Here is a 26,136-nt window from a genome sequence, read left to right as displayed (position 1 = left end):
GAATCGCCGCGTTCGCGCGGGGGCGTTTGCGGGGCCGCCGTCACCGGTTGCGCGTCCCCTCCGGGACGAGGAGTTTCGGATCGTCGGCGAAGAAGTGGAGCGTCCGCGCCTCGGCCCGTTTGCCCAGCGGCCGGACGACCGTGACCGGCTCGTGCAGTTCCACGACGACATTGGTCTGGGACGCCACCGCCACCGACAGGCGGCCGTCCACGATCCTGACCATGCCCGTCTCGTTGAAATTGCGCGCCACGCGCATCGAGGCGATCCGGTCGCGCGGAACGCGCAGGTCGAAGAAGGCTCCGTATCTGATGCGGAGTTCCTCGTCCGACAGCACGTGCGGGCGGGTGACGCACGCGGCGATGACCGCGAGGACGATCAGAATCGAGTACAGGTCGACGACGAGAATGACCATGCGGAGGGCGTCGGGCGCATCGATGCCCCGAAGGAGCATCTCCACGGCGGCGGTCTCCACGACCATTGCGAAAAGGAATGACAACTGCAGGGACAGTTGGCCGCCCGAATACGCCACCCCGACCGCGTCCGGCGGCACCCCGTTCCGCCGCCGGGTGACGAACAGTACGAGGCTGACCAGCCCTTTCGTGTCGAAGGACACGATGCGGCGCACCGGCTCGGGCAGCAACCGCTCAACGTCGCGGAACGCGGCCCACCAGCCGGCTCCGTCGCGCCGCGCTTCCCTGACCAGCCGCCCCGCCACCACGATTTCCAGAAGGAGTGCCGCGAGAACGGCGCTTTCTCCCGCAATGACGACCGGACGCGGCAATGCAACACCCGAGATGAGCAAGACGAAGACGACCAGCTCCCCCGGAACTATCGCGTACAGGACGCCCCTCGCAGCCCTCAGCACGTCCGCTCCCGCAGGATTCCCAACAGCCGCCGGAAGACTTCGCGCTGCGCCGCGGACAGCTCGTCCATCCATTCGGTGTCCGTTCCCTGCTCGACCATGAGGGCCGCCAATTCCTTCGGCAGGTAATCGGCGAGTTCCTCGGCGAGCGCGGTGATCCGCGGGTCGTGGGGCGGCGCGTCCGCGATCTCGTCCAGCCGCGCGTAGATCTCCGCGCCCCGCCTGGCCGCCTCCGGCTCGGCGAGCGGACGCAGCATCTCGGCGAACTCCGCCCGCGCCCGCGGATCCGCCGCGGTGTCGACCAGCGCGAGGAGCCCTTGGTCGAGTTCGGCGAACCGCGACCCGCGCGGCAGTTCCCGCAGGACCTCCGCCATCTCCGGCGACACGGCGGAATCCGGTCGCAGCTCGGTCTCGGCCAGCAACGCCGCCAGCCGCGCCCGCCTGGCTTGGATCGCCTCCTGCTGGCGGGCGAGGTCCGCGTCCAACTCGACGAGCACCTCGCGAAGCTCACGGCCCTGCTCGTCGGCCAGGACGTCCCGGATCTCGTCCAGGGACAGGCCCAGCTCCGTCAGCCTCCGCACCCGCGCGAGGACCACCGCGTCCCGCAACCGGTACTCCCGGTACCCGTTCGCACGCCGCTCCGGCTCGGGCAGCAGCCCGAGATGGTGGTAGTGCCGCACGGTCCGAGTCGACACCCCGACCAGCGCGGCGAGTTCACCGATCCGCATGCGCCCATTACAAACGTTGCCGCAACGTCAAGGTCAACCACCCCGCACCTCACCCGGCCCAGGTACGCGCCGGCCGGGTTCGCGGACGGCGGGGCCGAGGGGTTGGTCAGGCGATGACGGACGCTATGGCGACGAACAGTTCCTCGCCGCTTTCGAGTTCGACGCTGAACATGCCCGTCTCGTCTTCCACGACGGCCGTTCGGACGGCGCCGGGGAAGTCTCCGGCGGCCGCGACGAGGTGGTCACGGAGCTCGGCGATCGTCTCTCTGCCCACGGAAGCCTCCCAGCGGCACCGACATATGACGATCTTTCCGCACACCCGCTGTTCCGAACCCTCGCTTCTGTCGATGGAGAGGGGCGGTGTGCGGTGCTGGGCGGTGCTCTGCGGTGCGCGGTTGTGGCTCGCCGCAGCCGACGTTGATCACCCTGCGTGGTCATGGTCCTGTGGAGCACGGGTCTTCTGGGGTCGGTTTTGGGACATTTGGGCGCCGGGTCGCGAGTCGCCGCGCCTGCGGAGGCGTGATCATCGATCCGCTGATCAGAGGTGGTGGAGCGGAGGCGCCCGCCTCCTCGGGCCGAGTTTCGGCCCGATCGATATGACCGCTTCCGGTCAGCGATCTTTGTATCCATGGCCGGTCTCTGGCCGGTTCCGAGAGGTCTCCGCGCGGGTCGGCCGCCACCTGGCGCGTCCCGACCCGGGGGGCATGTTTACGCAGGTCAGCGGCAACATAGCGGGTGAAGGACCCGGAAATTTGGTCCATGACTCAGCGTGATCGAGCGTCCCCGCGAGAGATCCAGTGGGCCGCCGCGGACCGCCCGTCTCACCTCATCAGCCACATGTCGCTCATCTGTGCTTTACCTCGCTGATGGCGTAAAAGCCCTTGTCAGCGCGTTACCGTGCCATCCGTCCGGGAGAGCAGCGTGGGGGCGATCGAGCGCCGGAGGGGAGTGGTCCGTGGCACGTCATGGTCGGCGTTCGCGCGCCCTCGCGGCCGTCACCGTCGGCTTGGCGGGTCTGGTCGCGGCGGCGTTCCTGGCGTTCCAGGCGGTCCGCGAACACCCGGCGACCGCCGCTCCGCCGCTGCCCCCGCCGTCCGCGTCCACCGCGCCCGGTACGGCGAGCCCCGCGGCGTCCCCGGCCATGGCGCGGTCGGTGCCGCTCCGCCTGGAGGTGCCGCGGATCGACGTCCGGACGCCGCTGATGAAGCTGGCCAAGAACCCCGACCAGACCGTCGAGACCCCGCCGCTGAGCCGTGCGCAGGAGGCCGGCTGGTACCGGCTCGGCGCCGCCCCCGGCAGCCGGGGCGCGGCGGTGATCATCGGGCATGTGGACACGGCGAGCGGGCCCGCGATCTTCTACCGGCTCGGCGACCTGCGTCCCGGCGACCAGGCCCGCGTGCTCCGCGCCGACGGCCGCACCGCCGTGTTCCGGATCGACTCGGTCGAGCGCGTCGAGAAGGACCGCTTCCCCACACAGCGGGTCTACAGCGATCCCGGCTACGCGGCGATCCGCCTGATCACGTGCGGCGGACGCTTCGACCGGGGCAGCGGCCACTACACCGACAACGTCATCGCCTACGGTCACCTGGTGCGGTCCGAGGGGACGCGCTGACATGCCCGCGACGTTCGACCCCGCGGCCTTCGCCAACTCCGAATGCACCGTGACGATCCCCGACCGGGCCGTCCCCGGGGGTCGCCACCGGATACCGCACGCAGGGACCGGGCGCCCGGCCGTCCCGCCTCGGACGGGACATCTGACGTCGGCGACGGCGTGGGGCTCCGGTTCCCCGACCGAGACGATGCCGGACGATGCCGCCCCCTTGGTCGTCCCGCCGTCGCGCGCTGTCGTGGCACCGCCGCCGGTACGGCCTCGGCATAATCCACCGGTTCGCCCACCAGCCCGCCCGCCGGTGCGCCCGCCGACTCATCCTCCGGCTCGGCCGTCGCGGCGTCCGTCCGATGAGCGGGATCGTGCCCGGCCGGCACCGGCGCCTGCCGCCGAGCGCCGTCCCAAGGGGAAGGACGGCAAGCGGAACCTGCCGCGCATCCCGGTGGACGCGATGCGCGTGACGGTGCTCGTCCCGGCGCACAACGAGGCCAAGCAGATCACCGAGACGATCGCCTCGCTGCGCCGCCAGGAGCGTCCGCCGGACCACATCGTCGTGATCGCCGACAACTGCACCGACGCCACCGCCGCGTTCGCGCAGCTGTGCGGCGTCGAGATCGTCGGGACGCGCGGCAACGAGCACAAGAAGGCGGGGGCGCTGAACCAGGTCCTCGACCGGCTGCTGCCGATCCTCGGCCCGGAGGACGCGGTCATGGTGATGGACGCCGACTCGGCCCTCGACCGCGGCTTCATCCGGCACGGCCTCGAGTACCTCGCCGACGGACGCTACGCCGCGGTCGGCGGAACGTTCACCGGCAAGCCGGGCGGCGGCGCCGTCGGCATGTTCCAGCGCAACGAGTACGCCCGCTATGCGCGCGATGTCCGGCGTCTGCAGGGCAAGGCGCTGGTCCTCACGGGGACGGCCACCATCTTCCGGGCCACGACCCTCCAGGAAGTCGTCGCGGCCCGCCGTTCGGAGCGCCTGCCCGGCCTCCCGCACGTCTATGACGTCCGGGTCCTGACCGAGGACAACGAGCTGACCCTGGCCATCCTGCACCTGGGATTCCGCATCCTGTGCCCGCCGGAGTGCACGCTCACCACCGAGGTCATGCCCACTTGGCGGCAGCTCGCCCAGCAGCGCCTGCGCTGGAAGCGCGGGGCCCTGGAGAACCTCGTCGACTACGGCTGGACGCCGATCACCCGCCCCTATTGGGGACGGCAGTTGCTCTCCCTGATAGGCATCCTGGTCATCACCGCCTATCTGTCGTCGCTCGCCTATTCGGCGATCTGGCTGGGCGGCATTCAGATCAGCCCGATCTGGGCCGCCATCACGGTGATCTTCATGGTGGAGCGCGTGGTCACCGTCCGGCAGCGCGGCAAGGTCCAGATGGCCCTCGCCGGCGCCATCGTCGTCGAAATGGTCTTCGACGTCTTCCTCCAGATCGTCCAGGCCCGTGCTTTCTGGCAGGCCGCCTGGCGCAAAGAAAGGAAATGGTAGGTCATGTACAACAACCCCCCGATCGGCGGCGTGGCCGCCGGCTTCGGCGGCGCCGCCGCGGCGTCCCCGTGGCTCGGCATGCAGGCCCTGTGGCTCGGCCTGGCCCTGTTCACCCTGGTCTCCGCCGGCCTCGCCGTGAAGCGGATCCTGCCCGCTCGCAAGGGCTGACCATCCCGGACGGCCGGGGCCCCCGCAGCCCCGGCCGGCTCGGACACGGCGGTCCCGGGCCGAATGGGCGGAGCGTTCCTGGGCCGGAACGGGCTACGATCCGTCGCTCATGAGGCCGATGTCGACTTCGCGGGAATTGCGGCTGGCGGGCGGAACGGCCCTTGCCGCGGCGAGTGCGCTACTGGCACTCGGGTGGGCGCGCAAGAACCTGGTGGTCGTCACTGTCCAAGGCACCAGCATGTTGCCCACATTGCAGGACGGCGATCGCGTGCTGGTGCGGCGCCGGCCCTTGGCACAGGTGCGGCAGGGAGATGTCGTCGTCCTAGAACCGCCGTTGGACGGCCCTTACCTCCCCGGCCCGGCCGGCCCCGATGGCCGAATCTGGAACGTCAAGCGGGCGGCCGCCCTCCCCGGCGACACGCTGCCTCCCGGCATTCCGAACGATCTCGGCGCCGCCGGCACGGTACCGCCCGGGGCGCTCGCGGTGCTGGGCGACAATCCCGACAGCATCGACTCCCGTCACCGGGGCCTGTTCTCCGGTGACCGGCTACTGGGCGTCGTGGTGCGCCGCCTGAATGTCACGCAGCGCCCGAGTCAACGGCCGGAGCCGTGGCAGATGGCGACAAGATCACGGGACGTTTGATCGCAGAGTGCACAAGGCGATACCGCCGGACGGCCGCCCCCTTGCCGGAAATGATCAACGTGATTAGCTTCGGCCTTGGCGGGCGTGATCATCTTCGCGCGACGCGCCGCCGCTCAGAATACGCAGCCGGAGCGATCCGGCTCGACCTGAGGAGTTCCTCATGATCCGTGCACTCAACCGTCTCGGCGACCGGATGCTCGGTCGCGTCCTGCCGAACACCACCGCCCGAGCCGAGCCCTGCTGGTGGACCAACACGGGTCTGCGCTGCTGCATCTACGCAGGCAAGACCTACTGCAGCCACTAACGACCACCTGCCGCCTTGCAGTACGTCGCGCTGACCGCCCGCTGCGCCCTGGGGCTGATCTTCCTCGTCGCGGTGTCGGGCAAGGTCCGCAGCCGGGACGCCTTCCGGGACTTCCGGCTGTCTGTACCTGGTCTGGCCCCCGGCCTGCCCCCCATGGCGACGTCCGTCGCCGTGGTCGCGGCGGAATCGGCGGCCGTCGTACTCCTGGCACTCCCCTGGACGGCGCCGGCCGGCCTCGCGCTGGCCGGCGCCGTTCTGCTCGCGTTCGCCGCGGGAATCCACCGCGCGCTTCGCGACGGCCGCCGTGCGACCTGCCGCTGCTTCGGCACCCGTCCGTCCCCCATCGGCCGCGCGCACGTCGTGCGAAACCTCGCCCTGACCGCGGTCGCTCTCGGCGGCCTGGCCGCGCAGTTCGCGACTCACGGTCCGGTGCACCCCGCCGGCGCCGTGATCGCGGTGGCGGGCGCGGCCGTGCTCACCCTGGTGTCCGTCTTCTTCGACGAACTGGCCGACCTGCTGATCGCGCCGTCCGCACGCATTCCGCGATGACGCGTCCCGGCACCATCACGAGGGAGCATCGTTGCCCTATCTCGTCGCGGGCGTCGTCTTCGTCGGCGTCCTCTGCGCGTTCGACCTGGTCCTGACGCTGGCGGTCGTCCGCCGCCTCCGCGAGCACGCAGCCCTGCTGAACTCCGGACGTGCCCAGGCCCCGTTCACCCCGGTCGGCACCGCATTGCCCGAGTTCACGGCGTCCACCCTGGACGGAACGACCGTCACCCGCGCCTTCTTCACCGGTCCCACGATCGTCGGCCTCTTCTCCACCACCTGCGCCGGATGCCGGGAGACGCTGCCCGATTTCACCGACCAGATCAGAGGCTCAGATTCGCGGCACGTCCTAGCGGTGATCGAAGGCGAACAAGCCGAAGCCGAGCCTTTCATCACCGCACTCTCCCCACTCGCCACCGTGGTGGTCGAACCCGTGAGCGGCCCGGTGAACACGGCTTTCGGACACCCGGCGACCCCGAGCTTCTACGTCGTCGATGAGGACGCGGTCGTAACGTCCTCAACACTCACTCCGGCCGGACTGCCGGTACCGGCCCGCACGTGAGCCGACGGGGGACGCGCACCGCCGTAGTCGCCGCGCTCGCCTGGCGAGCGCACCGGACGGCGACGGCCGCGTCAGTGCTCCTCGCCGTCCTCACCGGCCTGGCGCCGGTGGCGATGGCTTGGCTGACGAAACTCGTCCTGGACGCCCTGGCCGGCGACGGCGACCGCTCCGCCCTCCCGGGCCTCGCCGCCGGGCTCGCCGCCTGCGGACTGTGCGTCATCGTCCTGCCGCACGCGTCCACCTACGCGCAGGCCCAACTGCGCCGGGCGGTGCGCGCCCTGGTCGTCGACCGCCTGTTCCGGGCGGTGAACTCCCACGCGGGCCTGCGCCGCCTGGAAGACCCAGCGTTCCAGGACACCCTGCGCCTAGCGCATGAATCCAGCCAGAACGCCCCCGACCGCCTGATCCTCGGCTCGCTCACCATCGCCCAGTCGATCATCACCATGTCGGGCTTCGTCGGCACCCTCCTGGTGATCAACCCGCTCCTGGTCCTGGTGATCTTCCTGGCGGCGCTGCCGTCGATCTGGATCCAGCTCGGCCTGAGCCGGGAACGGGCCCGCACAATGTGGAAGATCAGCCCCGGCATGCGCCGCGAAGTCTTCTACGGGGAACTGCTGACCCGGCCAGAGGCCGCCAAAGAGGTGCGACTGTTCGGCCTGGGCGACTTCTTCCGCCGCCGCATGCTGGACGAGGTCCGCGCGACCAACGAGGCCGAACGACAGGTAGACCTGAAAACCCTGCGCAGCCAGGGCCTACTCGCCCTGGTGGGCAGCGCCGTGGCAGGCGGCGGCCTGGTCTGGGCAGTACTAGCGGCCTCGTCCGGCGACATCACCGCAGGCGACGTGACGATGTTCATCGCTGCGGTAGCCGGCGTCCAGGCGTCACTGACGTCGATAGTCGACCGCTGGGCCGACGCGCACAACGCCCTACTCCTCTTCGGCCACTTCACCACAATCGTGGACGCGGCCCCCGACATGCCCGCGCTTTCCGCCGCTCGTCCCGTCCCGCCGCTGCGGCATGGGCTCGAACTGCGGGACGTGTGGTTCCGCTACAGCGACGAGCATCCCTGGATTCTGCGCGGCGTCGACCTGCACATCCCATTCGGCCGATCCGTCGCCCTAGTAGGCGTGAACGGCGCAGGCAAGAGCACACTAGTAAAGCTCCTATGCCGCCTCTACGACCCTGACAAGGGCGCCGTCCTCTGGGACGGCATAGACCTGCGCGACATGAATCCAGCCGAACTCCGCTCCCGCATCGGCGTCGTCTTCCAGGACTTCATGGAATACGACCTGACCGCATCGGAGAACATCATGCTGGGCGACCTGGGCAGCAGCGACGACCAGATCGAGGCCGCCGCCCGCACTGCCGGCGTCCACGACGCGGTCGAAGCGCTGCCGCGCGGCTACGACACGATGCTCAGCAAGATTTTCGGCGGCCACGACGAGGGCGCCGGCGTCGCCCTGTCAGGCGGCCAGTGGCAGCGCCTGGCCCTAGCCCGCGCCTTCCTGCGCCGAGACCGCGACCTGCTCCTCCTGGACGAACCAAGCTCAGGGCTGGACGCAGAAGCCGAACACGCCGTCCACGAGTCCCTACGCCGCCACCGCCAAGGCCGCACGAGCGTCCTGATCTCCCACCGCCTAGGCGCAGTCCGCGAAGCCGACCTGATCGCCGTCCTCTCCGACGGCAAGATCACCGAACGCGGCCCGCACGAGGCCCTGATCGCCCTGAACGGCGAATACGCCCGCCTCTACACCCTCCAGTCCAGCGCTTACGCCCCTCGCTGAGCCAGTCGTCCACCGGGAGTACCGCTGGTAGGTTGTCCGGGTACCCCAGGATGTGATCATGGACGACGTCGCGGCGCGGCGGAACGCACGGAGCCGGAACCGTCCGGCGAAGGTGAGCGTCTGTTCCGCCGGCTTCGGCATTGCGGCACTGGCGAACTTCGCCACCGGCATCGCCTGGATCAGCCCCGCGGTCTTCGTGGGGATGACCGCGCTGTGCGCACTCGTGGCGATCATCTCCGGACACATGGGCCGCTTCCGAGGCCGCCGCCTCGCCGGAGACGGCCGCGGCACGGCCCTACTCGGACTGGTCCTGGGCTGGCTGCTCATCATCGTCTGCCTACTGGCGACCATCGCAGCACTGGGCCTCATCGCCGGCCTCGCCGTCCTAACAGACGCCGCCAACTCCAAATAGCAGCCAGCGACAATCAAGCACTGCAAAACAACACCACACGCACCTGCCATCCCCACAGCCTCTACGCCGGCCACACCGCGACAGCCAGGCACAAACGCGAAACGCCCGCACCGGCGACACGCCCAGGACGACAACCAAAGCGCCAGGACTTCCCTACCGCTCCCCATAAACGCCCAACAGCCACCGGGGGAGACCTGAAGATATGCCAGAACCCGACGAGTTACCCGAACGCGCCCTCGCAGCGTCACATTGTCACCCTAAAACCACACTGACCTGCCAGTTCTCCCCCAGGCAACCTAATTGCGACACAGGTTCAGCCAGGCCGCAGTGACGTTCTCGCCGTGAGCCCAACACGACGAAGGGCCCCACCGTGTCGATGGGGCCCACACAACCGCTTACAGGCGGTGCCAGTCGCGAACGATCTCATAGATCAGCCGCAACAGCGAGACCAAGGCTCCGAGAGCCACCGGAGATCGCCACCGAAGGCGGTCGTCTCTTTGATTCCGCTCTGAGGGCATAGCCGGCTCCTTCTCCTCGGCGTGGGCGACCCTCTTTGACGCCCCCCCGCAGGGCGGGATCCGCACCACATCACCGACGATTCGGCAGCCGTCTCGGCCCTCTACTTCCTCAGGCTACGACGGTTCGCCGCCCATGCCTATCCCGAGCTTCGACCGAATCAGCATCGGGACGGATGCCGTTCTAGGCACAAGCAAGATCAGGGCCGAGCTGATCCCCTCGGTCACCTGCGATGTCGAGGAACAAGGCGACCCGCCCATAGGCCCGACCGCACCGGTTGGACGCCCACCGTCCGCACGGGCCAGCAGAATGCCGGTCAGGCACCCGGCGGCCGGACGACCACCCAGCACTCTGGACGGCCGCCGCCGTCGTCAGTGACGGCGAGTCTTCGACCAGGTCGAACCCAAGGGCTGCGGCGATGACCTCGATGGCTTGATCTCAGCCGTCCACAATGATCACGCTCAGGACCAGTCGCCCCCACGTGAAAGTACCCAGCAGCTGCGGCTTACGGGACGCCGTGGGCTCTGGCAGGCGGCATTAAAACGTCGCAGCCCGTTGCCACTGACCACCGGACGTCCTCTTCCAGAACCGGTGCACTCGGCGATGTCAAGGGGAAGGTTCTCGTTGATCCGGACGGGATGTCGCGGCGAGGAGATACCCACGGCGGACAAGGTAGTTCGCTTCGCCGGTCGGCACGCCGAGCAACTCCGCGACGTCCGCCGGCGATTCGGCGTGTCCGGTGGTGATCTCGCGCTTGGCCCCAGGCCAAGGAAGAACCTCGGCGTCGAACACGCCGCGGGCGCCCTTGGTCTCGCGCCTCCGCGGTCATAGGGGCAGGTGACCATGGTTCCCCATCCCTGCAAGGACGGACCATGCCTACGTCCACGAGTAGCTGCAATAGAACGGCGGTATCGCGACGTCCCGAGGACAACAACTGGGGTGCACGACCCGACCCTGTGTTCCGTGACTGTCCCGTGAACGGCCGGCAATCGCCGAGAGCAGCGGAAGCCTCCGTGCCCGACAAAACAGCCCCCGACCGCGTTGACGCTGGTCAGGGGCTGTCTCTGCTGGTGTGGCGGGTCCAGGATTCGAACCTGGGTAGGCTAAGCCGACGGATCTACAGTCCCACCGCCAAACTCGTCTGACGTGCTGTTACTCGCGTGTATCACTGGACCTCGGCACGCATTCGGCATCCGCGAGCATCTTCGATCGAGCATGGTGTGAGCTGCAGGCATCGGCGAAGGCGGCACCACGTGCCGACCTCCTCAATTTGATCAAATAACTGCCATGGCGACAGGAGTGTGGGCAAGTCTCGTCGCAGTGGCGGGGACGCTGCTGGGATCACTGATGACCCATCTGTTCCAGCGTCGAAACACCGAACGAGCCGACTGCTGACGCGTGAGCGGCAATGGAGAGATGAGCGTTCGGCCGCTTACGGCGCCTTCGCCGGCGCGGTCGTCGACTACCGACGTGCGCAAACTGGCCAGGTCTTCGGGCGCCTGGAGGAGCCGAACGGCTCAGCTCATCTAGAGGCTCACGCGGAGTCACATCGTCTAAGATCAGCCGCTGAGCGGGAGTTCTTTCGTGTTCGGCTGGTGTCTAATGATCCAGAGCTCACACGTTGCGCTGAGCAGGCGTTGGAACTAACTGCTGTGGTTCACTACGCCGATACAAAGGAGCAAGTGAGGGAACGCGGAGGGCGCGCAGAGCAGTAACTCTGCGAATTCATCACAGCTGCCAGCGCTAAGGCGCGTGTCGCCTGAGACTGCGGCTGCGAGGTCTCGCCAGAACGGACGCTCCCGACGAAAGCGGCCGTCGTTGCAGGCACTTACAGTCCCTGGGCAAAACCGGTTTATCACGAGTCAGCCGAACAACATCCATAACCGTCCAGCTTCGTCCACTGGCCTGCTGGGGCACCCTCCGGGACACCCTTGAGTTCCGCCTCCGTCCAAGCGAGTCCAGACCCGCCGTTAGCACCCGCATTAGCAAGCCAGAGCACTCCGTGCCGACCGGTCCGGTGCTCGTCCGCGCGAACGGCGACCAAGGTGTGACAGACCGTCTCGCGCGAACGAGCACTCCGGCTCGCGGGGGGCTGCGAAGCCCCCGCTTCGGACTCGTCCAACCCACCTGGTCGTAGGGCGCCGCTTGGCGGTGGTCTAGCAAGAAGCACGGAACTGCAATCCGAATCAGATTCGAAGGTGCCGACACGTCGGAAGCACGTCGCCACCTGGTTACCTCCACTCAGACAATTGATCATGTGATGTTTGACAATCTAGTCAGATCCCGAGGTGCACATCGGCACAGCACCCACCTACTTGGCATTGTTGGAAAACGGGGTGCGTGTCGACAGCTGATGGACAATAATCGTCACCATGTGGGCATACCTAACCTGCGTCGTTGCTGGCGCCGTTGGGGCCGCGGTCGTTCGTTGGGCGTGGCTCCGATCGTCACATGCACAAAGAGCACTAAACCGGACACTGCGACAGAAAGCGGTACCCACCTCGCTGGCACGCGAACTGACAGAAGCTCGGGCCTGCTACAACGCCAAAGCATTCACGGCAACGGTAGTCATGGTGCGTCGAACACTGGAGGCGATCTGCGCGGATAAGGGGTACTCCGAGAAGACGCTCACCCTTTCTTTGAAAAAGATGGCGGAGGAAGGAGAGCTGGATCCCCAGATCTGCGACTGGGCGCATGAGCTGCGAACCCTCGGCAATGAAGGCGCCCACTTTACAGGCAACCAGTTGAGCCGCGCGGATGCGTCGGACGCGCTAGCGCTGGCCCGTGCAATGTTCGAATACCAGTACGTAATGACTGCTCAATTCGAGAAGCTTATCGAGCGGAGAAAGAGCAGCGCTCCCGCCTAACGTGTTTTTCGGCTCGACACGCAGGATGGAGGACGGGCGACGCGGCGCGGCGGGACCGGACCGGAGAGGCCGCATGCCCGGCGCATCGGGGCGGGCGACCGCTGGCGGCGCGTAGCGACGCCCTTGAAGACGTATAGACAGTTCTCATCCGGTCGGCGGGTTGCCCGGTTGACCTGGGGTTCTTAGGTGCCTTGGCCGCCGATGGTGGGGCCCGCCGGCCAGAGGGACTCTAGGTCGCTTGGGGCTAGCGGGTCTCGGTAGGCGGCCTGGAGGACAGTCGTCCTGGTGGGCTTGTCGGCGTCGGCTAGGTTGGCGAACCAGTCGATGCCGGCGGGATAGGCCCACAGGTAGGAGCGAAGTTGCGGGTTGGCTCCCCGGTCGGCGAGGAGGTCGGCTATGGCGGCTTCCTTGATCCACGGCATGCGGAAGCGGGCATGGTCGGCCAACTCGGCGATGCTCGCGCCGTCGTTGAGGGCTAGGTGCAGCTCGGCGCGCACGAGTTGGTTGTAGTGGTCGAAGCGGGTGCGGGTGGCGAGTAGCTCGTCGTCTGGGGCGATGAAGAGCGGTAGTGCCTGGGCGAGTCCTTCGAGGAGGACTTGTTGCGGGGCGTGCACCGACATCAGGCGTACCCAGGGGACATCTTCGGCGGCGGCTCGGGCTGACCAGCTCGCGCCTTGTAGGCCGTGGCCGAGTACCTCGTGTAGGGCGAATTGGCGGGCGGCGACCTTGGTGAAGCTGGCGCGGCGGAGGTTGACGCGTAGGCGGACCTTGTCGCCGGCGCCGTCCAGCCAGTACGCCCAGTAGGCGTCCACCTCGGCGGTCTCGATGGTGAGGTTGAACGGGGCCGCGCTGCCGGTCGCCTGCCGGACGGCCTGTTCATAGTCGTCGGCGGCCTGGCGGATCGCGTCGGGTGCCTCGTCGGTCTCGATGGGGCCTTCGACGGCGTTGAGGTCGCGGGCGGTGTCGGGTCCCCACTGGATGCCCAGGGCGGTCAGGGCTCGGCGGGCCTGGTCGCCTCGGTGGGTGATGTAGCCGTCCTGCCACCCGGCGGCCGGGCATCCCTGGGTCGCCTGGACGTAGTCGTTCAGCGGCCGGTGCTCGCCGAGCAGTGCGCCCAGGTATGCCAGGTCGGCCGTCAGGCGGGCGGAGAGGCGGGTGGCTCCGGCCTGGGTGGCGCGGGTGTGGAGGTCGGTGAGGCGTTCGTAGACGGCTAGGCGGCTGGCGGCCGGTTCGGTGGGTGTGGTGGTGGGGGCACAGTCGAAGTCGATGACGGCGACTGATCCGCGGCCGGTCTCGTAGGCGTGCCAGGCTCGTAGGGTCGATTCGATCTCGTCACGCAGGTTCACGGATCGGCTCCCAGCGCAGCGTCACGAACTGGTTCGGGCGTAGGTGGTCACGGGTCAATGACATGACGGCGTCCTGGCCGTCGATGTCCCAAACGAGGCTATCTGTGGCGCGCGGCGTTGCCGGACGTTGATCTCGTAGCGGCGGCAGTAGCGGGGCATCGCCGCGCGCCAGTAGTGGTTCAGGTCGAACTTGCCGCCCTCGCAGACGTAGCCGACGCGCGCCCACTCCCCCGGCTGTAGCGGCGGTGAGATCTGAAAGGCAACTTGGCGAGGTTGGTCGTGTCATGGATGCGCTGGATGGCGATACGCCGGTCAATGTCGGGAACGGGCTTGATGACCAGGGGGCCGGTGGTGTGCTCGAACCACACTTCGCGCGACATGCGGGCCTGCGGCTTCAACATCCCGGCCGGGGCCGGCTGTTCGTCGGGCCGCGTGGCGGGATCATGACTGACCGGACGTACCTCGGGGCCTGGCACAAGGCGAGGGCGGCGGCGCTGAGCGAGCGTGAGGCAGCCTCGCCGTTGGCCAAGACGCCGTACGACCTCCGGCATGCGGCCGTGTCGACGTGGCTCGGTGCAGGCGTCCCTCCGGCTCAAGTCGCGGAGTGGGCGGGGCATAGCGTCGCCGTCCTGCTGCGCGTCTACGCCAAGTGCGTCGCCGGTCAGGAGGGGGACGCCAAGCGCCGAATCAGTGAGGCGACCAGGGCGAAGACGCCTTAGAACTTCGGCACGTATTCGGCACAGAGGGCCGTAGGAGGCCGTTAACGATCAGAGACAGCCGGACATGACGAGAACAGCCCCTGACCGCGTTTGCCCTGGTCAGGGGCTGTTTCTGCTGGTGTGGCGGGTCCAGGATTCGAACCTGGGTAGGCTAAGCCGACGGATTTACAGTCCGCTCCCATTGGCCACTCGGGCAACCCGCCGCGCGATGGCACTGGAAAGAATAGCGGACGTCGGGCGTGGGTGTGACATCGAGGCGCGGGGTCGGGGGCGTGGGCTTGATCGTTTGGAGTCGATACGCTCTGGGGATCGGGAAGTTGCTGCTGAGGGGATGTGTGGGCCGTGGCCGACTCCAGCTTTGACATCGTCAGCAAGCTCGACCGGCAGGAGGTCGACAACGCGTTGAACCAGGCCGCCAAGGAGGTGGCCAACCGGTTCGACTTCAGGAACGTGGACGCGGGGATCAAGTGGTCCGGTGAGTCGATCGAGATCCAGGCGAACACCGAGGAGCGGGCCAACGCGGTGCTGGACGTGCTGAAGGACAAGCTCGTCAAGCGGGGCATCTCGCTGAAGGCGGTCGACCCGGGTGAGCCGAAGCTGTCCGGGAAGGTGTACAAGCTGGGCGTGGGGCTCAAGGAGGGCATCGCCCAGGAGGACGCCAAGAAGATCGGGAAGATCATCCGGGATGAGGGGCCGAAGGGTGTGAAGGCCCAGATCCAGGGGGACGAGCTGCGGGTCAGCTCGAAGAAGAAGGACGATCTGCAGGAGATCATCGCGCTGCTCAAGGGCAAGGATCTCGATGTCGCCCTGCAGTTCGTCAACTACAGGTAGTTCTCGTTGAGAGCGCGCCGGCCCTCTCCCCCGCAGAAGGGGCCGGCGTGCTCTCGTGTTCTATGACGCGGGCGGGGCCGGAGTGGTTCGGTCTTTTTAGCGGCGGCCGGCCATGCGTTCCAGGCGGGCGATGCGGTCGGCCGTGGGCGGGTGGGTGGAGAAGAGCCTGCCGATGCCGGCGCCTGTGAAGGGGTTGGCGATCATCAGGGAGCTGGTGGTCGCGAGTTCGGGATCTTGGGGCAGGGGCATCGCGCGGGTTCCGGCGTCGATCTTGCGGAGGGCGGAGGCCAGGGCCAGGGGGTCGCCGGTCAGGCGGGCTCCGGCGGCGTCGGCGGAGTACTCGCGGGTGCGGGAGATCGCCATCTGGACGACCATGGCGGCCACCGGGCCCAGGACGAGCATCAGGAGCGCGCCGAGGATGCCGGGGCCGTCGTCGTCCTCGGAGCGGCCGATGGGGAGGAAGATCGCCAGGTGGGAGAGGTAGGTGATCACCGTGGCGATCGCGGCGGCCACGGAGGAGATCAGGATGTCCCGGTTGTAGACGTGGGACAGCTCGTGGCCCAGGACGGCTCGCAGTTCCCGTTCGTCCAGGATGTGCAGGATGCCGCGGGTGCAGCAGACGGCGGCGTTGCGCGGGTTGCGGCCGGTGGCGAACGCGTTGGGCTGGCGGGTCTCGGAGATGTAGAGCCGCGGCATCGGCTGGCGGGCGGACGTTGAGAGTTCCCGGACGAGCCGGTACAGCATCGGGGCCTCGACCTCGCCGACCGGGTGGGCGCGCATGGAGCGCAGCGCGATCCGGTCGCTGAAGAAGTACGCGACGCCGTTGGTGCCGAGGGCGATCACCAGCGCGATCGTCAGCCCCGTTCCGCCGCCGAACGCCCATCCGGCGACGAGCATCAGGGCGGACAGCGCGGCGATCAGTGCTGCCGTCTTGACGCCGTTACTACGCAATTCCGTCTGCCTCCCCGTCGACTCCGGCATGAACATCAACGGTTTGACCTGGGTGAACGTTCCCGGTCAGGTGGCCTGCGACACCGTCTGCAGGACGATCTGCGGGGCCGCCGACAAGACGATCGCGCCGGCCGCGGTCGCGATGATCGCGGCGCGGGCGGGCGGGCCCGGCGCGACCTCGTGCTCGTCCGAGGGCGACGGCGTGAACAGGCGGACGGCCCAGGCCAGGTAGTAGTACAGCCCGATCACCGTGTTGATCGCCATGACCACCGCAAGCCAGGTTACGCCGCCCGCGACCGCGGCGCGGAAGACGACGACCTTGGCGAACAGCCCCATGACGCCGGGCGGCAGTCCGGCGAGGCAGATCAGGAAGAAGGCGAGGGCGGCGGCGGTGGCGGGGCTGCGGCGGGCCAGGCCGCGGTAGTCGTCCAGCGTGCGGCGGCGGTGGTAGGCGATGACGACGGCGAACGCGCCCATGTTCATGACGGCGTAGAGCGCGACGTAGGCGGTGGTGGCGGCGACGGCCTCGGGGAGGCGGTGCGAGCCGACGGCCAGCGGCGCGAGCATGTAGCCGGACTGGGCGACGGACGACCAGGCCAGCAGCCGGATCGCGGTCCGCTGGCGGAGGGCCAGCAGGTTGCCGAGGGTCATGGTGAGCGCGGCCAGGACGGCGATCACCGGCCCCCACACGTGCCCGTACGCGGGCAGGCCCAGGGCGAGGACGATCGCCAGGCCCGCGAAGCCGGCCGCCTTCGACACGACGGACAGGAACGCGGCGACGGGCAGCGGGGCACCCTGGTAGACGTCCGGGGCCCAGAAGTGGAACGGGACGGCGGCGACCTTGAACGCGAACCCGGCGAGGACGAGGAAGGAGCCGACCGAGGCGACCGGGTCCAGCGAAGCGGGCAGCCGCGACAGGGCGGGCGCTATCCGGTCCAGGTGCATCGCGCCGGTCGCGCCGTAGACGAGGCTGATCCCGAACAGCATGATCGCCGTGGAGACGACCGAGACCAGGAACAGCTTCAGGGCCGCCTCGGACGCCGTCCCGTCGTAGCGGCGGAGGGCCGTGAGTGCGAACACCGGCAGCGACAGGGTCTCCAGCGCGACCACGAGGAGGACGAGGTCGCGGGCGGCCACCAGCGCCAAGGCGCCTATGACGGCGGAGAGCAACAGGAAGTGGTACTCGCCTACCGGCATCTTCGAGTCGGTGATCTCGCGCAGCGACAGTAGGACGACGACCACGGCGGCGCCTAGGACGATCCCCTGGAAGAGGAGGGTGAAGTCGTCCGCGACGTAGGAGCAGGAGCGGGGGCCGCCCGAGCGCAGGCCGTCCGGGAGGCAGAACGTGGCGCGGCGGTCGCCGGAGGCCAGGGCGATCACGGCGGTCAGCGCCGCCAGCAGCGATCCGGCCGACAGCAGGGAGAGGACGCGGCGCGGCACGTCGAACGCGTCCGCCAGCAGGAGGCCGATCGCGGCGACGGCGAGGATCAGCGGCGGCGCGATCGCCGCGTAGTCGATGCCCTGGATCATCAGCCGCCTCCGAAAAGTGCGCGGACGGGAGCGGTGGTCACGTCCAGCAGGGTCTTCGGCCAGAGGCCGACGAGGAGGGTGAGCGCGACCAGCGGCACCCAGGCCGCGTACTCCTGGACGGAGACGGCGGCGACCGGGCCGTGCGGCCCCTCCGCGGGGGCGGGCCCGTGGGTCAGCTTCGCGAGCATCCGCAGGAAGTAGGCGGCGGTGAGCACGGCGCCGAGCGCGGCGACGGCCATGAACGTCACGAAGGTCTCGCGGGGCAGGTCGGCGTGCGGGCGGTACGCGCCGATCAGCGCGAGCACCTCGCCCCAGAAGCCGGCGAGGCCGGGCAGCCCGAGCGACGCGACGGACGCGAACGTCAGGATCGAGGCCAGCCGGGGCGACGTGCCGAGCATGCCGCCGCCGATCGCGGCCATGTCGGTGGTGGCCCAGCGCTCCTTGACCGACCCGGCGAGGAAGAACAGGAGGCCGGTGATCAGGCCGTGGGCGATGTTGCCGAACAGGGCGGCGTTGATCCCGACCGGGGTGAGGGTCGCGATGCCGAGCAGGACGAAGCCCATGTGCCCGACGGACGAGTAGGCGATCATCCGCTTGAGGTCGCGCTGGGCGAGGCAGGCGAGGGCGCCGTAGATGATCCCGATGACGGCGAGGAGGCCGAGCCACGGCGCCCAGAACGCGGCGCCGTCCGGGGCGAGGGGCAGGGCCACGCGCACGAGCCCGTAGGTGCCCATCTTCAGCAGCACGCCGGCGAGCAGGACGGATCCGACGGTCGGCGCCTCGGTGTGCGCGTCCGGCAGCCAGGTGTGCAGCGGCCACATCGGCGCCTTGACGGCGAAACCGACGCCCATCAGCGCGAACGCCGTGATCTGGACACCGCGTGTCAGCCCGGATCCGTGCCGGTCGGCGAGCGCGGTCATGTCGAGCGTGCCGGACGTCGCGCCGACCAGCAGCATCCCGGCGAGGAGGAGGCCGGAGCCGAGCAGCGTGTAGAGGATGAATTTGTAGGCGGCGGCGCGGCGTCCCGTCCCGCCCCACAGCATGATCACCACGTACATGGGGACGAGGACGGTCTCGAAGAACACGAAGAACAGCACGAGGTCGAGGGCGACGAACGTGCCGAGCATCCCGATTTCGAGGACGAGCAGGAGCGCGGTCAGCAGCCGGATCCGGCCGCCCTCGGGCGGGTGCCGCAGCGTGTAGAGGAAGCACAGGAACGTCAGCAGCGCGGTCAAGACGACGAGGGGGAGTGAGATCCCGTCGACGCCGAGGTGGAAGCGCAGGCCGATCGCGGGCGCCCAGGGCCGGTCGATCTCCAACTGCATGAGGGACGTGGCGCCGAAGTCGAACGCGGTCAGCGCCGAGACCGCGACGAGCAGCGTCGCGGCCGACACCGCCGTGCCGAACGCGCGGACGGCGAAGTCGGTGCGCAGGAACCGGTTCGCCGGGACGAGCAGCGCCAGCGCCCCGAACAGCGGGATCGCCATCATCAGCACGAAGATCACAGGAGGATCACCACCCCGGCCACGATGACGACGACGCCGGCGAGCAGGCCGGTGAGGTAGGTCTGCGGGTTGCCGTTCTGCGGGAAGCGGAACAGCTCCGCAAGGTGGCGCGCACCGCGTCCCGTCCCGACGACGGCGGCGTCCACTCCGGAGCGGTCGAACGCCACGACGTAGCGCGCGAGTGCCTTGACCGGACGGACGATCGCCGCCGCGTACAACTCGTCCACGAAGAAGCCCCGCGCAAAGACCAGACGGACCGGCCCAAGCGCGCGCGCCGGATCCAGTGCCGGGTCACGGTTCCACACCAGGAAGGCGGCACCCGCCCCAAGCGCCACCAGCAGGACGCTGAGCAACGACGCCCCGAGATGGGGACGCAGTTCCGAAGCCCCGAGCCCGAAGAATCCGAGGATCGCGGCGGGGGCGGCCAGCGCCGCGACCGTCCACGTCAAGAAACGCGACGGGTCGCGCACCTCGTACGACCCGCGCGTCTCGCCGAAGAACGTCATCAGCCACGTGCGCATCGCGTAGGCCGCCGTCAGGGCGACCGTGACCAGCAACCCCAGATACACCAGCCACGCCACCCCGCCCGGCACGTGCACGGCCGCGACGGCGGCGGACGCGGAGAAGACGGCCGACTCGCCGCCGTGCAGGGCCGAGTGCTGGGCGGCCTCGATGATGGAGTCCTTGGAGAACCAGCCGCTGAACGGCGGGACGCCCGCGAGCGCGGCCAGGCCGACCGTCATCGCCCCGAACGTGATGGGCATGTCGCGCCGGAGACCGCCGTAGTCACGGAGCATGGTGGAGCCGGCCGTCACGATGACACAGCCGGCAGCGAGGAACAGCAGGGCTTTGAACGCGCCGTGCGTGAGCAGGTGGAAGACCGCCGCGGATTTGGCGCCGACGGCCAGCCCGGCGCCCATCACCGCCAGTTGGCTGATCGTCGAGTACGCCAGGACGCGTTTCAGGTCGTCCTGGGCGAGGGCCGCGCACGCCGCGCCGACCATGGAGACCACCGCGATGACGCCCAGGCCGGCGAGCGCGCCGGGAGCCGCCGCGAACACCCCGTACACGCGGGCGACGACGTAGACCCCGGCCGCGACCATCGTCGCCGCGTGGATCAGCGCGCTGATCGGGGTCGGGCCCGCCATCGCGTCCGGCAGCCAGGTGTGCAGCGGGAACTGGGCGCTCTTGCCCGCGACCCCGGCGAGCAGCAGCAGCGCCGCCGCGGTGACCGTCGAGCCGGGGAGCTGACCGGCCCGCGCGGCGATCTCGGTGATGTCGAACGTCCCGGCGCCGACGCCGAGGACGATCACGCCGATCAGGAAGCCGACGTCGCCGAGCCGCGTGACGAGGAACGCCTTGACCGCCGCCCGCGAGTTCGCCCGCTCCTCCCAGTGGTGCCCGATCAGGAAGTACGAGCAGATGCCCATGACCTCCCAGCCCACGTACAGCAGCAGGAGGTCGCCCGCGTAGACGACGAGCAGCATCGCGGACGTGAACAGCGAGATGAACGCCGCGTAGGACGAGTACCGCCGGTCGCCGCGCATGTAGGCGACCGAGTACACCTGGACGGCGAGGGCGACGCAGCAGACCATGAGCGCGACCACGGCGGACAGGCCGTCCACCTGCAAACCGACCTCGATCGGCACCGATCCCGTGTCAACGAGGGTGAGCGTGCCCGTCCGCGAACCCGGGTCACGCCACACGACGAACGCGACGATCGCCGACAGCACCGCCGAGATCGCGACCGGGACGCACGCGATCGCGCCTGGGCCGCCTCCCGGGACACCGCGCAGAAGCCTGGTGAGGGACGGCCCGAACAGCATCCCGGCGAACGCGGCGAGGAACGGCGCCAGGGCCACCAGCGAGGCGAGCCAGATCATTGGGCGTCGACCGCCTCGGGCTCCGGTTCCGGCTCGGCCGGACGACGCGGCGGAGCGCCCCCGTCCTCCGCCAGCGTCCGCAGCCGGTCGACGTCGATCATCTTCCGGTTCCGGAACACCAGCAGGACGATCGCCAGCCCGAGCCCGATCTCCGCTGCCGCGATCACGATGGTGAACAGCGTGAGGACCTGGCCGCCGTGCAGCCTGTCCTGGTACCAGACGTCGAACGTGACGAGGTTCAGGTTGACCGCGTTCAGCATCAGCTCGACCGACATCAGCACGAGGATCGCGTTGCGGCGCGCCAGCACCCCGTACACGCCGACGGAGAACAGCAGCGCGGCGACGACCGTCGGATAGGCCAGATGCATCAGCCCTCCTCCTCCCCCGGCCCGGGCGCCTCCGGGCCGATGTCGGAGCGCGACAGGACGATCGAGCCGACCAGCGAGGCCAGCAGCAGCACCGACAGCACCTCGAACGGCAGCACCCACGTCCGGAACACGGCGGCGCCGAGCTCCTCCGCCGACCCGCCGCCCGCGCGCAGCGGCATCCGCTCGTCCCGGAACCCGATGACCATCACCGCGACCAGGACGGCGGCGGTGCCGGCGGCGACGGCGAGCGCGGCCCACCGGTTGCCGGAGTCGAGGTCGGCGGACTCCCCGATCGGCGCCCGCGTCAGCATGATCCCGAACAGCAGCAGCACCACGATCGCGCCGACGTAGATCAGGACCTGCACCCAGGCGACGAACTCCGCGGTCAGCACGAGGTAGCCGCCCGCGAGCGCGCCGAACGACACCACCAGCCACAGCGCCGCGTGGACGAGCCGCCGCGTCGTCACGACCAGGATCCCGGAGCCGACCGCGACCACGCCGAGCAGCGTGAACACGACCTCCTGCCCGCTCACCGGCCCGGACCCCGGCGCGCCGCGCGGGCCGCCGCCTTCTCCGCCGCGGCGATCTCCTTCGGCGGTTCGGCGGACGGGTCGTGGGCCTGCGGCGGCGGGACGGTCCACATCCATTCGCGGAGCCGCTCCTTCTCGTGGGTCAGCTCGGCGATGTCGTACTCGGCGTACTCGAACTCCGGCGACCAGAACAGCGCGTCGAACGGGCACACCTCGATGCAGATCCCGCAGTACATGCACAGCGCGAAGTCGATCGCGAACCGGTCGAGGACGTTGCGGGTCCGGGGACGTCCGCCGCCCTCGGCCGGGAGGGTCTCCTTGTGGGAGTCGATGTAGATGCACCAGTCGGGGCATTCGCGGGCGCACAGCATGCAGACGGTGCAGTTCTCCTCGAACAACGCGATGACGCCCCTGCTGCGCGGGGGCAGATCGGGTTGCACTTCGGGGTATTGACGCGTTATGGACCGCCGCGTCATCGTCCGCAACGTGACCGCCAGCCCCTTGGCCAGCCCGCCTCCTGGTAGCCGTCCCACGCGCCCCATGATTGCGTACGTCGGGGCCCGGGGGAACGCGATGGGCTCGGCATTCGTCTTACCTGCAGTAGGCCGTGTGGTATGTGGCGCGCTTACGGGCAGGGAGGGGATGTGAGCCAGCACGCAGACCGCCCGTTCGATCCCGAGCAGGGCCGCCGGCCGCGTCCCGCCCCCGGGCACCCGCACCAGGGGCACACGCAGCCGAACCGGCGGCCGGCGCCGCGGGCGTACGGGCCGTCCGGGTGGCGCGCTCCCGGTGCCCCGTTCCCCGGCCCGCCCTTCCCGGGGCCGCCGGTTCCCGGGCCGGTCTCCCCACCGGTGCCGCCTACGGCTTCGGACGCCACCAGCGGCGTCCTGTGGGCCTTCGTGCCGTTCATCACATTGGGCTACGGGACGCCGTTCTCGTTCCTGTACGCGGCCATCCGGCGGGGTTCGTGGGGGCTCGGCGCCACCGCCGCCGGGTACGGGGCGGGCACGGCCGCCGTCCTGACGCTGATGCAGTCCGGGAACGCGGCGCTCACCGTCCTCGGGTCGTTCGTGGCGATCCTGCTGTGGCTGGCCGGCACCGGGCACGCCTTCGCGGTCCGGACGTCCGTCTTCCGCCGCGAGGCGCCCCGCAACCGGCAGAACGAGCGCGCGATCGAGTACGCCAAGTACCGCCGGATGCTGCGCGAGGAGGCCCGCGCGCTCGCCGCCGACGACCCGGCGCTGGCCCGCGAACTGCGGATCGGCCGTCCCGACGCGCCGCGCAGCTACGACGACGGCGGCCTCGTGGACGTCAACGGCGCGCCGCGCGAGATCATCGAGGCGCTGCCCGGCATGACCCCGGAGATGGCCGAGCGCGTCGTCCGCCGCCGCGAGGAGCACGGCGGGTTCGTGTCCGCCGAGGAGATGGCGGTGGACGCCGACATCCCGGCCGACGTCCTCCCCCTCATGGCCGACTACACGATCTTCCTGCGCTGACCTTCCCGCGCCGGCCTTCCCGCGCCGACCCGTCAGAGTGCGACGCTGAGGACGCCGGTCAGCGCGAGCTGGGCCAGCGACAGCGGGACGAGCCACGCCCACGCGAGCTTCTGCAGCTGGTCCTCGCGCATGCGCGGGTAGCTGACCCGCAGCCAGATGACGCAGAACGCCAGCACGGCGATCTTGAGCAGCGTCCAGAGCCAGCCCAGCTCGGTGTTCAGGAACGGGCCCTTCCAGCCGCCCAGGAACAGGACGGCCGTGAGCGCGCACAGCACCACGATCCCGGCGTACTCGGCGAGCAGGAACAGCGCGAACCGCAGCCCGCCGTACTCGGTGTACGGGCCGAAGATGATCTCCGAGTCGGCGACCGGCATGTCGAACGGCGGGCGGCGCAGCTCGGCGAGGCCCGCGACGAAGAACACCACGGCGCCGACGGCCTGCCACGGCAGCCACCACCAGCGCCACTCGTCCACGATGCCCGGCAGCGACAGCGTGCCCGCCGCCATCGCCACCGACGACGCCGCGAACACCATCGGCAGCTCGTAGGACATCAGCTGCGCGGCCACCCGCATCCCGCCGAGCAGCGAGTACTTGTTCGCCGACGCCCAGCCCGCCATGATCGCGCCGATCACGCCGACGCCCATGACGGCGAGCGCGAAGAAGATGCCCGGACCGAGGTCGAGCGCGACCTGGCCGCCCGGCCCGACCGGGATCACGAGCAGGACCAGCAGGTACGGGACGAGCGCCACGCCCGGCGCCAGCTTGAACACCCACCGGTCGGCGTCGCGTGGGACCACGTCCTCCTTCTGCGCGAACTTGACGCCGTCGGCGACGAGCTGCGCCCAGCCGTGGAAACCGCCCGCGTACATGGGGCCGAGGCGGCCCTGCATGTGCGCCATCACCTTGTGCTCGGCCTGCCCCACCAGCAGCGGAAGCAGCGCGAACGCCGCCGCGACCAGGGCCAGCTTGACGACGATCTCAAGCATTCGGCCCCCAGTCCTCGGGCACGCCAGGCGGGCGGACGCGGCGGCGGCTCGGGGCGCCGTGGCCCGACTCGCCCGGCTCCTTGGCGCCCGGCCACGGTTTCGCGACGCGGGCGGCGAGGACGAAGTCCTTGCGGAGCGGATGGCCCTCGAAGCCGTCCGGCAGCAGCAGCGGGACGAGGTTCGGGTGGCCCTCGAACAGGATCCCGAACATCTCCGCCGTCTCGCGCTCGTGCCACGCGGCGCCCCGGTAGACGCCCGTCGCCGTCGCCAGCACCGGGGCCCGCCGCGGGACGCGGGTCCGGACCAGCAGGTGGTGGCGGCGCTCCAGCGAGTACACGTGGACGACGACGGCGAAGCCGTCCTCCAGCTCGTCCACGCCGGTCAGCCAGTCGAAGAAGCCGCAGGACAGGTCGTCGCGCGCGAAGGCCAGCGCGTCGACCCAGTGCTCGGGCGGGACCCCGACGGCGAGGCCGCCGGACGTCTCCTCCGTGCTGACCTCGTCGCCGAACCGGGCCGTCCAGGCGTCCGCCAACCCGGCGGTCACCGCTCGCGCCCGATCCGGTCGTCGTGGTCGTCGTCATCGTCGTCGACCAGGCCCGGGATGATCGACGGGTCGTGGTCGACCGACCGGACGGGGCGCGTCTCCGTCTCGTCCTCCAGGGGCGGGACCGGGCGGGTCACCTCGTCGGCCGACGCCTCGTCGGCCGGGACCTCGTCGGCCGGGAGCGCCTGGACGGGGAGCGTCTCGTCGTCGGGGCGCACGGGCTCCGGTTCCGGTTCGGCGGGGACGTCGCCGAGGTGCCGGACGGGCTTCGTCTCGTCCTCGGCGCCCTCGCCCTCCCGGCGGGCCTCCTCGCCCATGACGTCCCAGTGCTCGAACGTCTCCTCCTCGTCCGGCGGCGGCGGAGGCGGCTGGAGGGGGCGGCGCAGCACGGTCGCCGACAGCGGGCGCGGCGCGGGCGGCGGGCTGAGCGGGTCGCCGCCGGTGTAGCGGTCGCCGAGCGACTCGGCCGCGATCTTCTCCTGCAGGTGGACGATCCCGTGCAGCAGCGCCTCCGGGCGGGGCGGGCAGCCGGGCACGTACACGTCCACCGGGATGATCTGGTCGACGCCCTTGGTGACGCAGTAGGAGTCCCAGTACGGCCCGCCGCAGTTGGAGCAGGCGCCGAACGAGATCACGTACTTCGGCTCGGGCATCTGCTCGTACAGGCGCCGCACGGCGGGCGCCATCTTGTCGCTGACGGTGCCGGAGACGACCATCAGGTCGGCCTGCCGCGGGCCGGGCGCGAACGGGATGACGCCGAGCCTGATGAAGTCGTGCCGGCTCATCGACGTCGCGATGAACTCGATGGCGCAGCAGGCCAGGCCGAAGTTGAAGACCCACAGCGAGTAGCGGCGGCCCCAGTTGAGCACGAACTTGATCGGCTTGGGCGCGAGCCGCGACAGCGGCCCGACGCTCGGCGGCGGTAGATCGATGGTGCCCACAGCGCCATTG

At 69.7% G+C, this 26,136-nt stretch carries 28 protein-coding genes and 1 tRNA gene; 13 read left to right on the top strand and 16 right to left on the bottom strand.

Annotated features, from left to right (window positions below; translation table 11 throughout):
• Positions 1-40: 40 nt before the first annotated feature.
• The 3 genes from ABFX46_RS14955 to ABFX46_RS14945 form a co-directional block, all read right to left on the bottom strand.
• Positions 41-865 carry a hypothetical protein gene (locus ABFX46_RS14955; protein ID WP_346042625.1) on the bottom strand — a complete coding sequence of 275 codons (825 nt, stop codon included), beginning with the start codon at positions 863-865 and terminating at the stop codon, positions 41-43.
• Positions 859-1,590, bottom strand: a complete 732-nt coding sequence (locus tag ABFX46_RS14950) for a MerR family transcriptional regulator (protein WP_346042623.1) — start codon at positions 1,588-1,590, stop codon at positions 859-861. The genes ABFX46_RS14955 and ABFX46_RS14950 overlap by 7 nt, the downstream gene beginning before the upstream one ends.
• A gap of 106 nt (positions 1,591-1,696) precedes the next feature.
• Positions 1,697-1,864 carry a hypothetical protein gene (locus tag ABFX46_RS14945; RefSeq protein WP_165965380.1) on the bottom strand — a complete coding sequence of 56 codons (168 nt, stop codon included), beginning with the start codon at positions 1,862-1,864 and terminating at the stop codon, positions 1,697-1,699.
• Positions 1,865-2,545: 681 nt separating this feature from the next.
• On the opposite strand from ABFX46_RS14945, the gene ABFX46_RS14940 reads away from it, so the two are divergent.
• The 9 genes from ABFX46_RS14940 to ABFX46_RS14900 all read left to right on the top strand — a co-directional run bounded on the left by ABFX46_RS14940 (position 2,546) and on the right by ABFX46_RS14900 (position 9,113).
• A complete protein-coding gene (locus tag ABFX46_RS14940) occupies positions 2,546-3,202 on the top strand; it encodes a class F sortase (RefSeq protein WP_346042621.1) in 657 nt (218 codons plus the stop codon).
• Positions 3,203-3,650: 448 nt separating this feature from the next.
• The gene (locus tag ABFX46_RS14935) at positions 3,651-4,694 is read left to right on the top strand and encodes a glycosyltransferase family 2 protein (RefSeq protein WP_346042726.1); all 1,044 of its coding nucleotides are present in this window, start codon (positions 3,651-3,653) and stop codon (positions 4,692-4,694) included.
• Between the two features lie 3 nt (positions 4,695-4,697).
• The gene (locus tag ABFX46_RS14930) at positions 4,698-4,862 is read left to right on the top strand and encodes a hypothetical protein (protein ID WP_163058077.1); all 165 of its coding nucleotides are present in this window, start codon (positions 4,698-4,700) and stop codon (positions 4,860-4,862) included.
• A gap of 118 nt (positions 4,863-4,980) precedes the next feature.
• The gene (locus ABFX46_RS14925) at positions 4,981-5,505 is read left to right on the top strand and encodes a S26 family signal peptidase (protein ID WP_346042620.1); all 525 of its coding nucleotides are present in this window, start codon (positions 4,981-4,983) and stop codon (positions 5,503-5,505) included.
• Between the two features lie 160 nt (positions 5,506-5,665).
• The gene (locus ABFX46_RS14920; protein WP_203596673.1) at positions 5,666-5,809 is read left to right on the top strand and encodes a hypothetical protein; all 144 of its coding nucleotides are present in this window, start codon (positions 5,666-5,668) and stop codon (positions 5,807-5,809) included.
• A 15-nt stretch (positions 5,810-5,824) separates the two neighbouring features.
• Positions 5,825-6,358 carry a MauE/DoxX family redox-associated membrane protein gene (locus ABFX46_RS14915; protein WP_346042618.1) on the top strand — a complete coding sequence of 178 codons (534 nt, stop codon included), beginning with the start codon at positions 5,825-5,827 and terminating at the stop codon, positions 6,356-6,358.
• Positions 6,359-6,389: 31 nt separating this feature from the next.
• A complete protein-coding gene (locus ABFX46_RS14910) occupies positions 6,390-6,917 on the top strand; it encodes a TlpA family protein disulfide reductase (RefSeq protein ID WP_346042617.1) in 528 nt (175 codons plus the stop codon).
• Positions 6,914-8,701: an ABC transporter ATP-binding protein gene (locus ABFX46_RS14905; RefSeq protein ID WP_346042616.1), complete on the top strand. Its 1,788-nt coding sequence runs from the start codon at positions 6,914-6,916 to the stop codon at positions 8,699-8,701. The genes ABFX46_RS14910 and ABFX46_RS14905 overlap by 4 nt, the downstream gene beginning before the upstream one ends.
• 58 nt (positions 8,702-8,759) lie before the next feature.
• Positions 8,760-9,113 (top strand): hypothetical protein, encoded by a 354-nt coding sequence (locus ABFX46_RS14900; RefSeq protein WP_346042614.1) that lies wholly within the window; start codon positions 8,760-8,762, stop codon positions 9,111-9,113.
• 1,122 nt (positions 9,114-10,235) lie between these two features.
• On the opposite strand, the gene ABFX46_RS14895 is transcribed toward ABFX46_RS14900, so the two are convergent.
• Positions 10,236-10,421 carry a hypothetical protein gene (locus ABFX46_RS14895; protein WP_346042613.1) on the bottom strand — a complete coding sequence of 62 codons (186 nt, stop codon included), beginning with the start codon at positions 10,419-10,421 and terminating at the stop codon, positions 10,236-10,238.
• A gap of 1,580 nt (positions 10,422-12,001) precedes the next feature.
• Between ABFX46_RS14895 and ABFX46_RS14890 the strand changes: the two genes are divergently transcribed.
• A complete protein-coding gene (locus ABFX46_RS14890) occupies positions 12,002-12,496 on the top strand; it encodes a DUF4145 domain-containing protein (protein ID WP_346042611.1) in 495 nt (164 codons plus the stop codon).
• A gap of 182 nt (positions 12,497-12,678) precedes the next feature.
• Here the strand turns inward: ABFX46_RS14890 and ABFX46_RS14885 are convergent, their stop codons facing one another.
• A complete protein-coding gene (locus ABFX46_RS14885) occupies positions 12,679-13,842 on the bottom strand; it encodes a hypothetical protein (protein WP_346042610.1) in 1,164 nt (387 codons plus the stop codon).
• 284 nt (positions 13,843-14,126) lie between these two features.
• On the opposite strand from ABFX46_RS14885, the gene ABFX46_RS14880 reads away from it, so the two are divergent.
• The gene (locus tag ABFX46_RS14880; RefSeq protein WP_346042609.1) at positions 14,127-14,561 is read left to right on the top strand and encodes a hypothetical protein; all 435 of its coding nucleotides are present in this window, start codon (positions 14,127-14,129) and stop codon (positions 14,559-14,561) included.
• 121 nt (positions 14,562-14,682) lie between these two features.
• Here ABFX46_RS14880 and ABFX46_RS14875 read toward each other — a convergent pair.
• Positions 14,683-14,764 (bottom strand) — tRNA-Tyr (locus ABFX46_RS14875).
• A 139-nt stretch (positions 14,765-14,903) separates the two neighbouring features.
• Between ABFX46_RS14875 and ABFX46_RS14870 the strand changes: the two genes are divergently transcribed.
• The gene (locus ABFX46_RS14870) at positions 14,904-15,392 is read left to right on the top strand and encodes a YajQ family cyclic di-GMP-binding protein (protein ID WP_346042607.1); all 489 of its coding nucleotides are present in this window, start codon (positions 14,904-14,906) and stop codon (positions 15,390-15,392) included.
• 96 nt (positions 15,393-15,488) lie between these two features.
• On the opposite strand, the gene htpX is transcribed toward ABFX46_RS14870, so the two are convergent.
• From htpX to ABFX46_RS14835, 7 genes are all read right to left on the bottom strand, one after another.
• Positions 15,489-16,343, bottom strand: coding sequence for a zinc metalloprotease HtpX (gene htpX, locus ABFX46_RS14865; RefSeq protein WP_346042725.1), 855 nt, complete (start codon positions 16,341-16,343; stop codon positions 15,489-15,491).
• A gap of 66 nt (positions 16,344-16,409) precedes the next feature.
• Positions 16,410-17,873, bottom strand: coding sequence for an NADH-quinone oxidoreductase subunit N (locus ABFX46_RS14860; protein ID WP_346042606.1), 1,464 nt, complete (start codon positions 17,871-17,873; stop codon positions 16,410-16,412).
• Positions 17,873-19,378 (bottom strand): complex I subunit 4 family protein, encoded by a 1,506-nt coding sequence (locus ABFX46_RS14855; protein ID WP_346042604.1) that lies wholly within the window; start codon positions 19,376-19,378, stop codon positions 17,873-17,875. Before ABFX46_RS14855 ends, ABFX46_RS14860 begins: the two co-directional genes overlap by 1 nt.
• Positions 19,375-21,261 carry an NADH-quinone oxidoreductase subunit 5 family protein gene (locus tag ABFX46_RS14850; protein WP_346042603.1) on the bottom strand — a complete coding sequence of 629 codons (1,887 nt, stop codon included), beginning with the start codon at positions 21,259-21,261 and terminating at the stop codon, positions 19,375-19,377. The genes ABFX46_RS14855 and ABFX46_RS14850 overlap by 4 nt, the downstream gene beginning before the upstream one ends.
• Positions 21,258-21,629 carry an NADH-quinone oxidoreductase subunit NuoK gene (gene nuoK, locus ABFX46_RS14845; protein ID WP_346042601.1) on the bottom strand — a complete coding sequence of 124 codons (372 nt, stop codon included), beginning with the start codon at positions 21,627-21,629 and terminating at the stop codon, positions 21,258-21,260. The genes ABFX46_RS14850 and nuoK overlap by 4 nt, the downstream gene beginning before the upstream one ends.
• Positions 21,629-22,162 carry an NADH-quinone oxidoreductase subunit J family protein gene (locus ABFX46_RS14840; RefSeq protein WP_346042599.1) on the bottom strand — a complete coding sequence of 178 codons (534 nt, stop codon included), beginning with the start codon at positions 22,160-22,162 and terminating at the stop codon, positions 21,629-21,631. Before ABFX46_RS14840 ends, nuoK begins: the two co-directional genes overlap by 1 nt.
• Positions 22,159-22,692, bottom strand: a complete 534-nt coding sequence (locus tag ABFX46_RS14835) for a NuoI/complex I 23 kDa subunit family protein (RefSeq protein WP_424923519.1) — start codon at positions 22,690-22,692, stop codon at positions 22,159-22,161. The genes ABFX46_RS14840 and ABFX46_RS14835 overlap by 4 nt, the downstream gene beginning before the upstream one ends.
• A 111-nt stretch (positions 22,693-22,803) precedes the next feature.
• On the opposite strand from ABFX46_RS14835, the gene ABFX46_RS14830 reads away from it, so the two are divergent.
• Positions 22,804-23,655, top strand: a complete 852-nt coding sequence (locus ABFX46_RS14830) for a ComEA family DNA-binding protein (RefSeq protein WP_346042597.1) — start codon at positions 22,804-22,806, stop codon at positions 23,653-23,655.
• Positions 23,656-23,687: 32 nt separating this feature from the next.
• On the opposite strand, the gene ABFX46_RS14825 is transcribed toward ABFX46_RS14830, so the two are convergent.
• The 3 genes from ABFX46_RS14825 to ABFX46_RS43515 are packed head-to-tail and all read right to left on the bottom strand — an operon-like array spanning position 23,688 to position 26,126.
• Entirely contained in the window at positions 23,688-24,641 is a 954-nt protein-coding gene (locus tag ABFX46_RS14825) for a complex I subunit 1/NuoH family protein (RefSeq protein WP_346042595.1), read from the bottom strand.
• The gene (locus ABFX46_RS14820; protein WP_346042593.1) at positions 24,634-25,185 is read right to left on the bottom strand and encodes an NADH-quinone oxidoreductase subunit C; all 552 of its coding nucleotides are present in this window, start codon (positions 25,183-25,185) and stop codon (positions 24,634-24,636) included. Before ABFX46_RS14820 ends, ABFX46_RS14825 begins: the two co-directional genes overlap by 8 nt.
• Positions 25,182-26,126: an NADH-quinone oxidoreductase subunit B gene (locus tag ABFX46_RS43515; protein ID WP_428831258.1), complete on the bottom strand. Its 945-nt coding sequence runs from the start codon at positions 26,124-26,126 to the stop codon at positions 25,182-25,184. The genes ABFX46_RS14820 and ABFX46_RS43515 overlap by 4 nt, the downstream gene beginning before the upstream one ends.
• Positions 26,127-26,136 lie beyond the last annotated feature (10 nt).

It is taken from the genome of Actinomadura chokoriensis (assembly GCF_039529475.1).
Taxonomy (GTDB): Bacteria; Actinomycetota; Actinomycetes; order Streptosporangiales; family Streptosporangiaceae; genus Spirillospora; species Spirillospora bangladeshensis.
The sequence above is the reverse complement of the archived record's forward strand: the minus strand, read 5'-3'. Positions and strand labels throughout refer to the sequence as shown.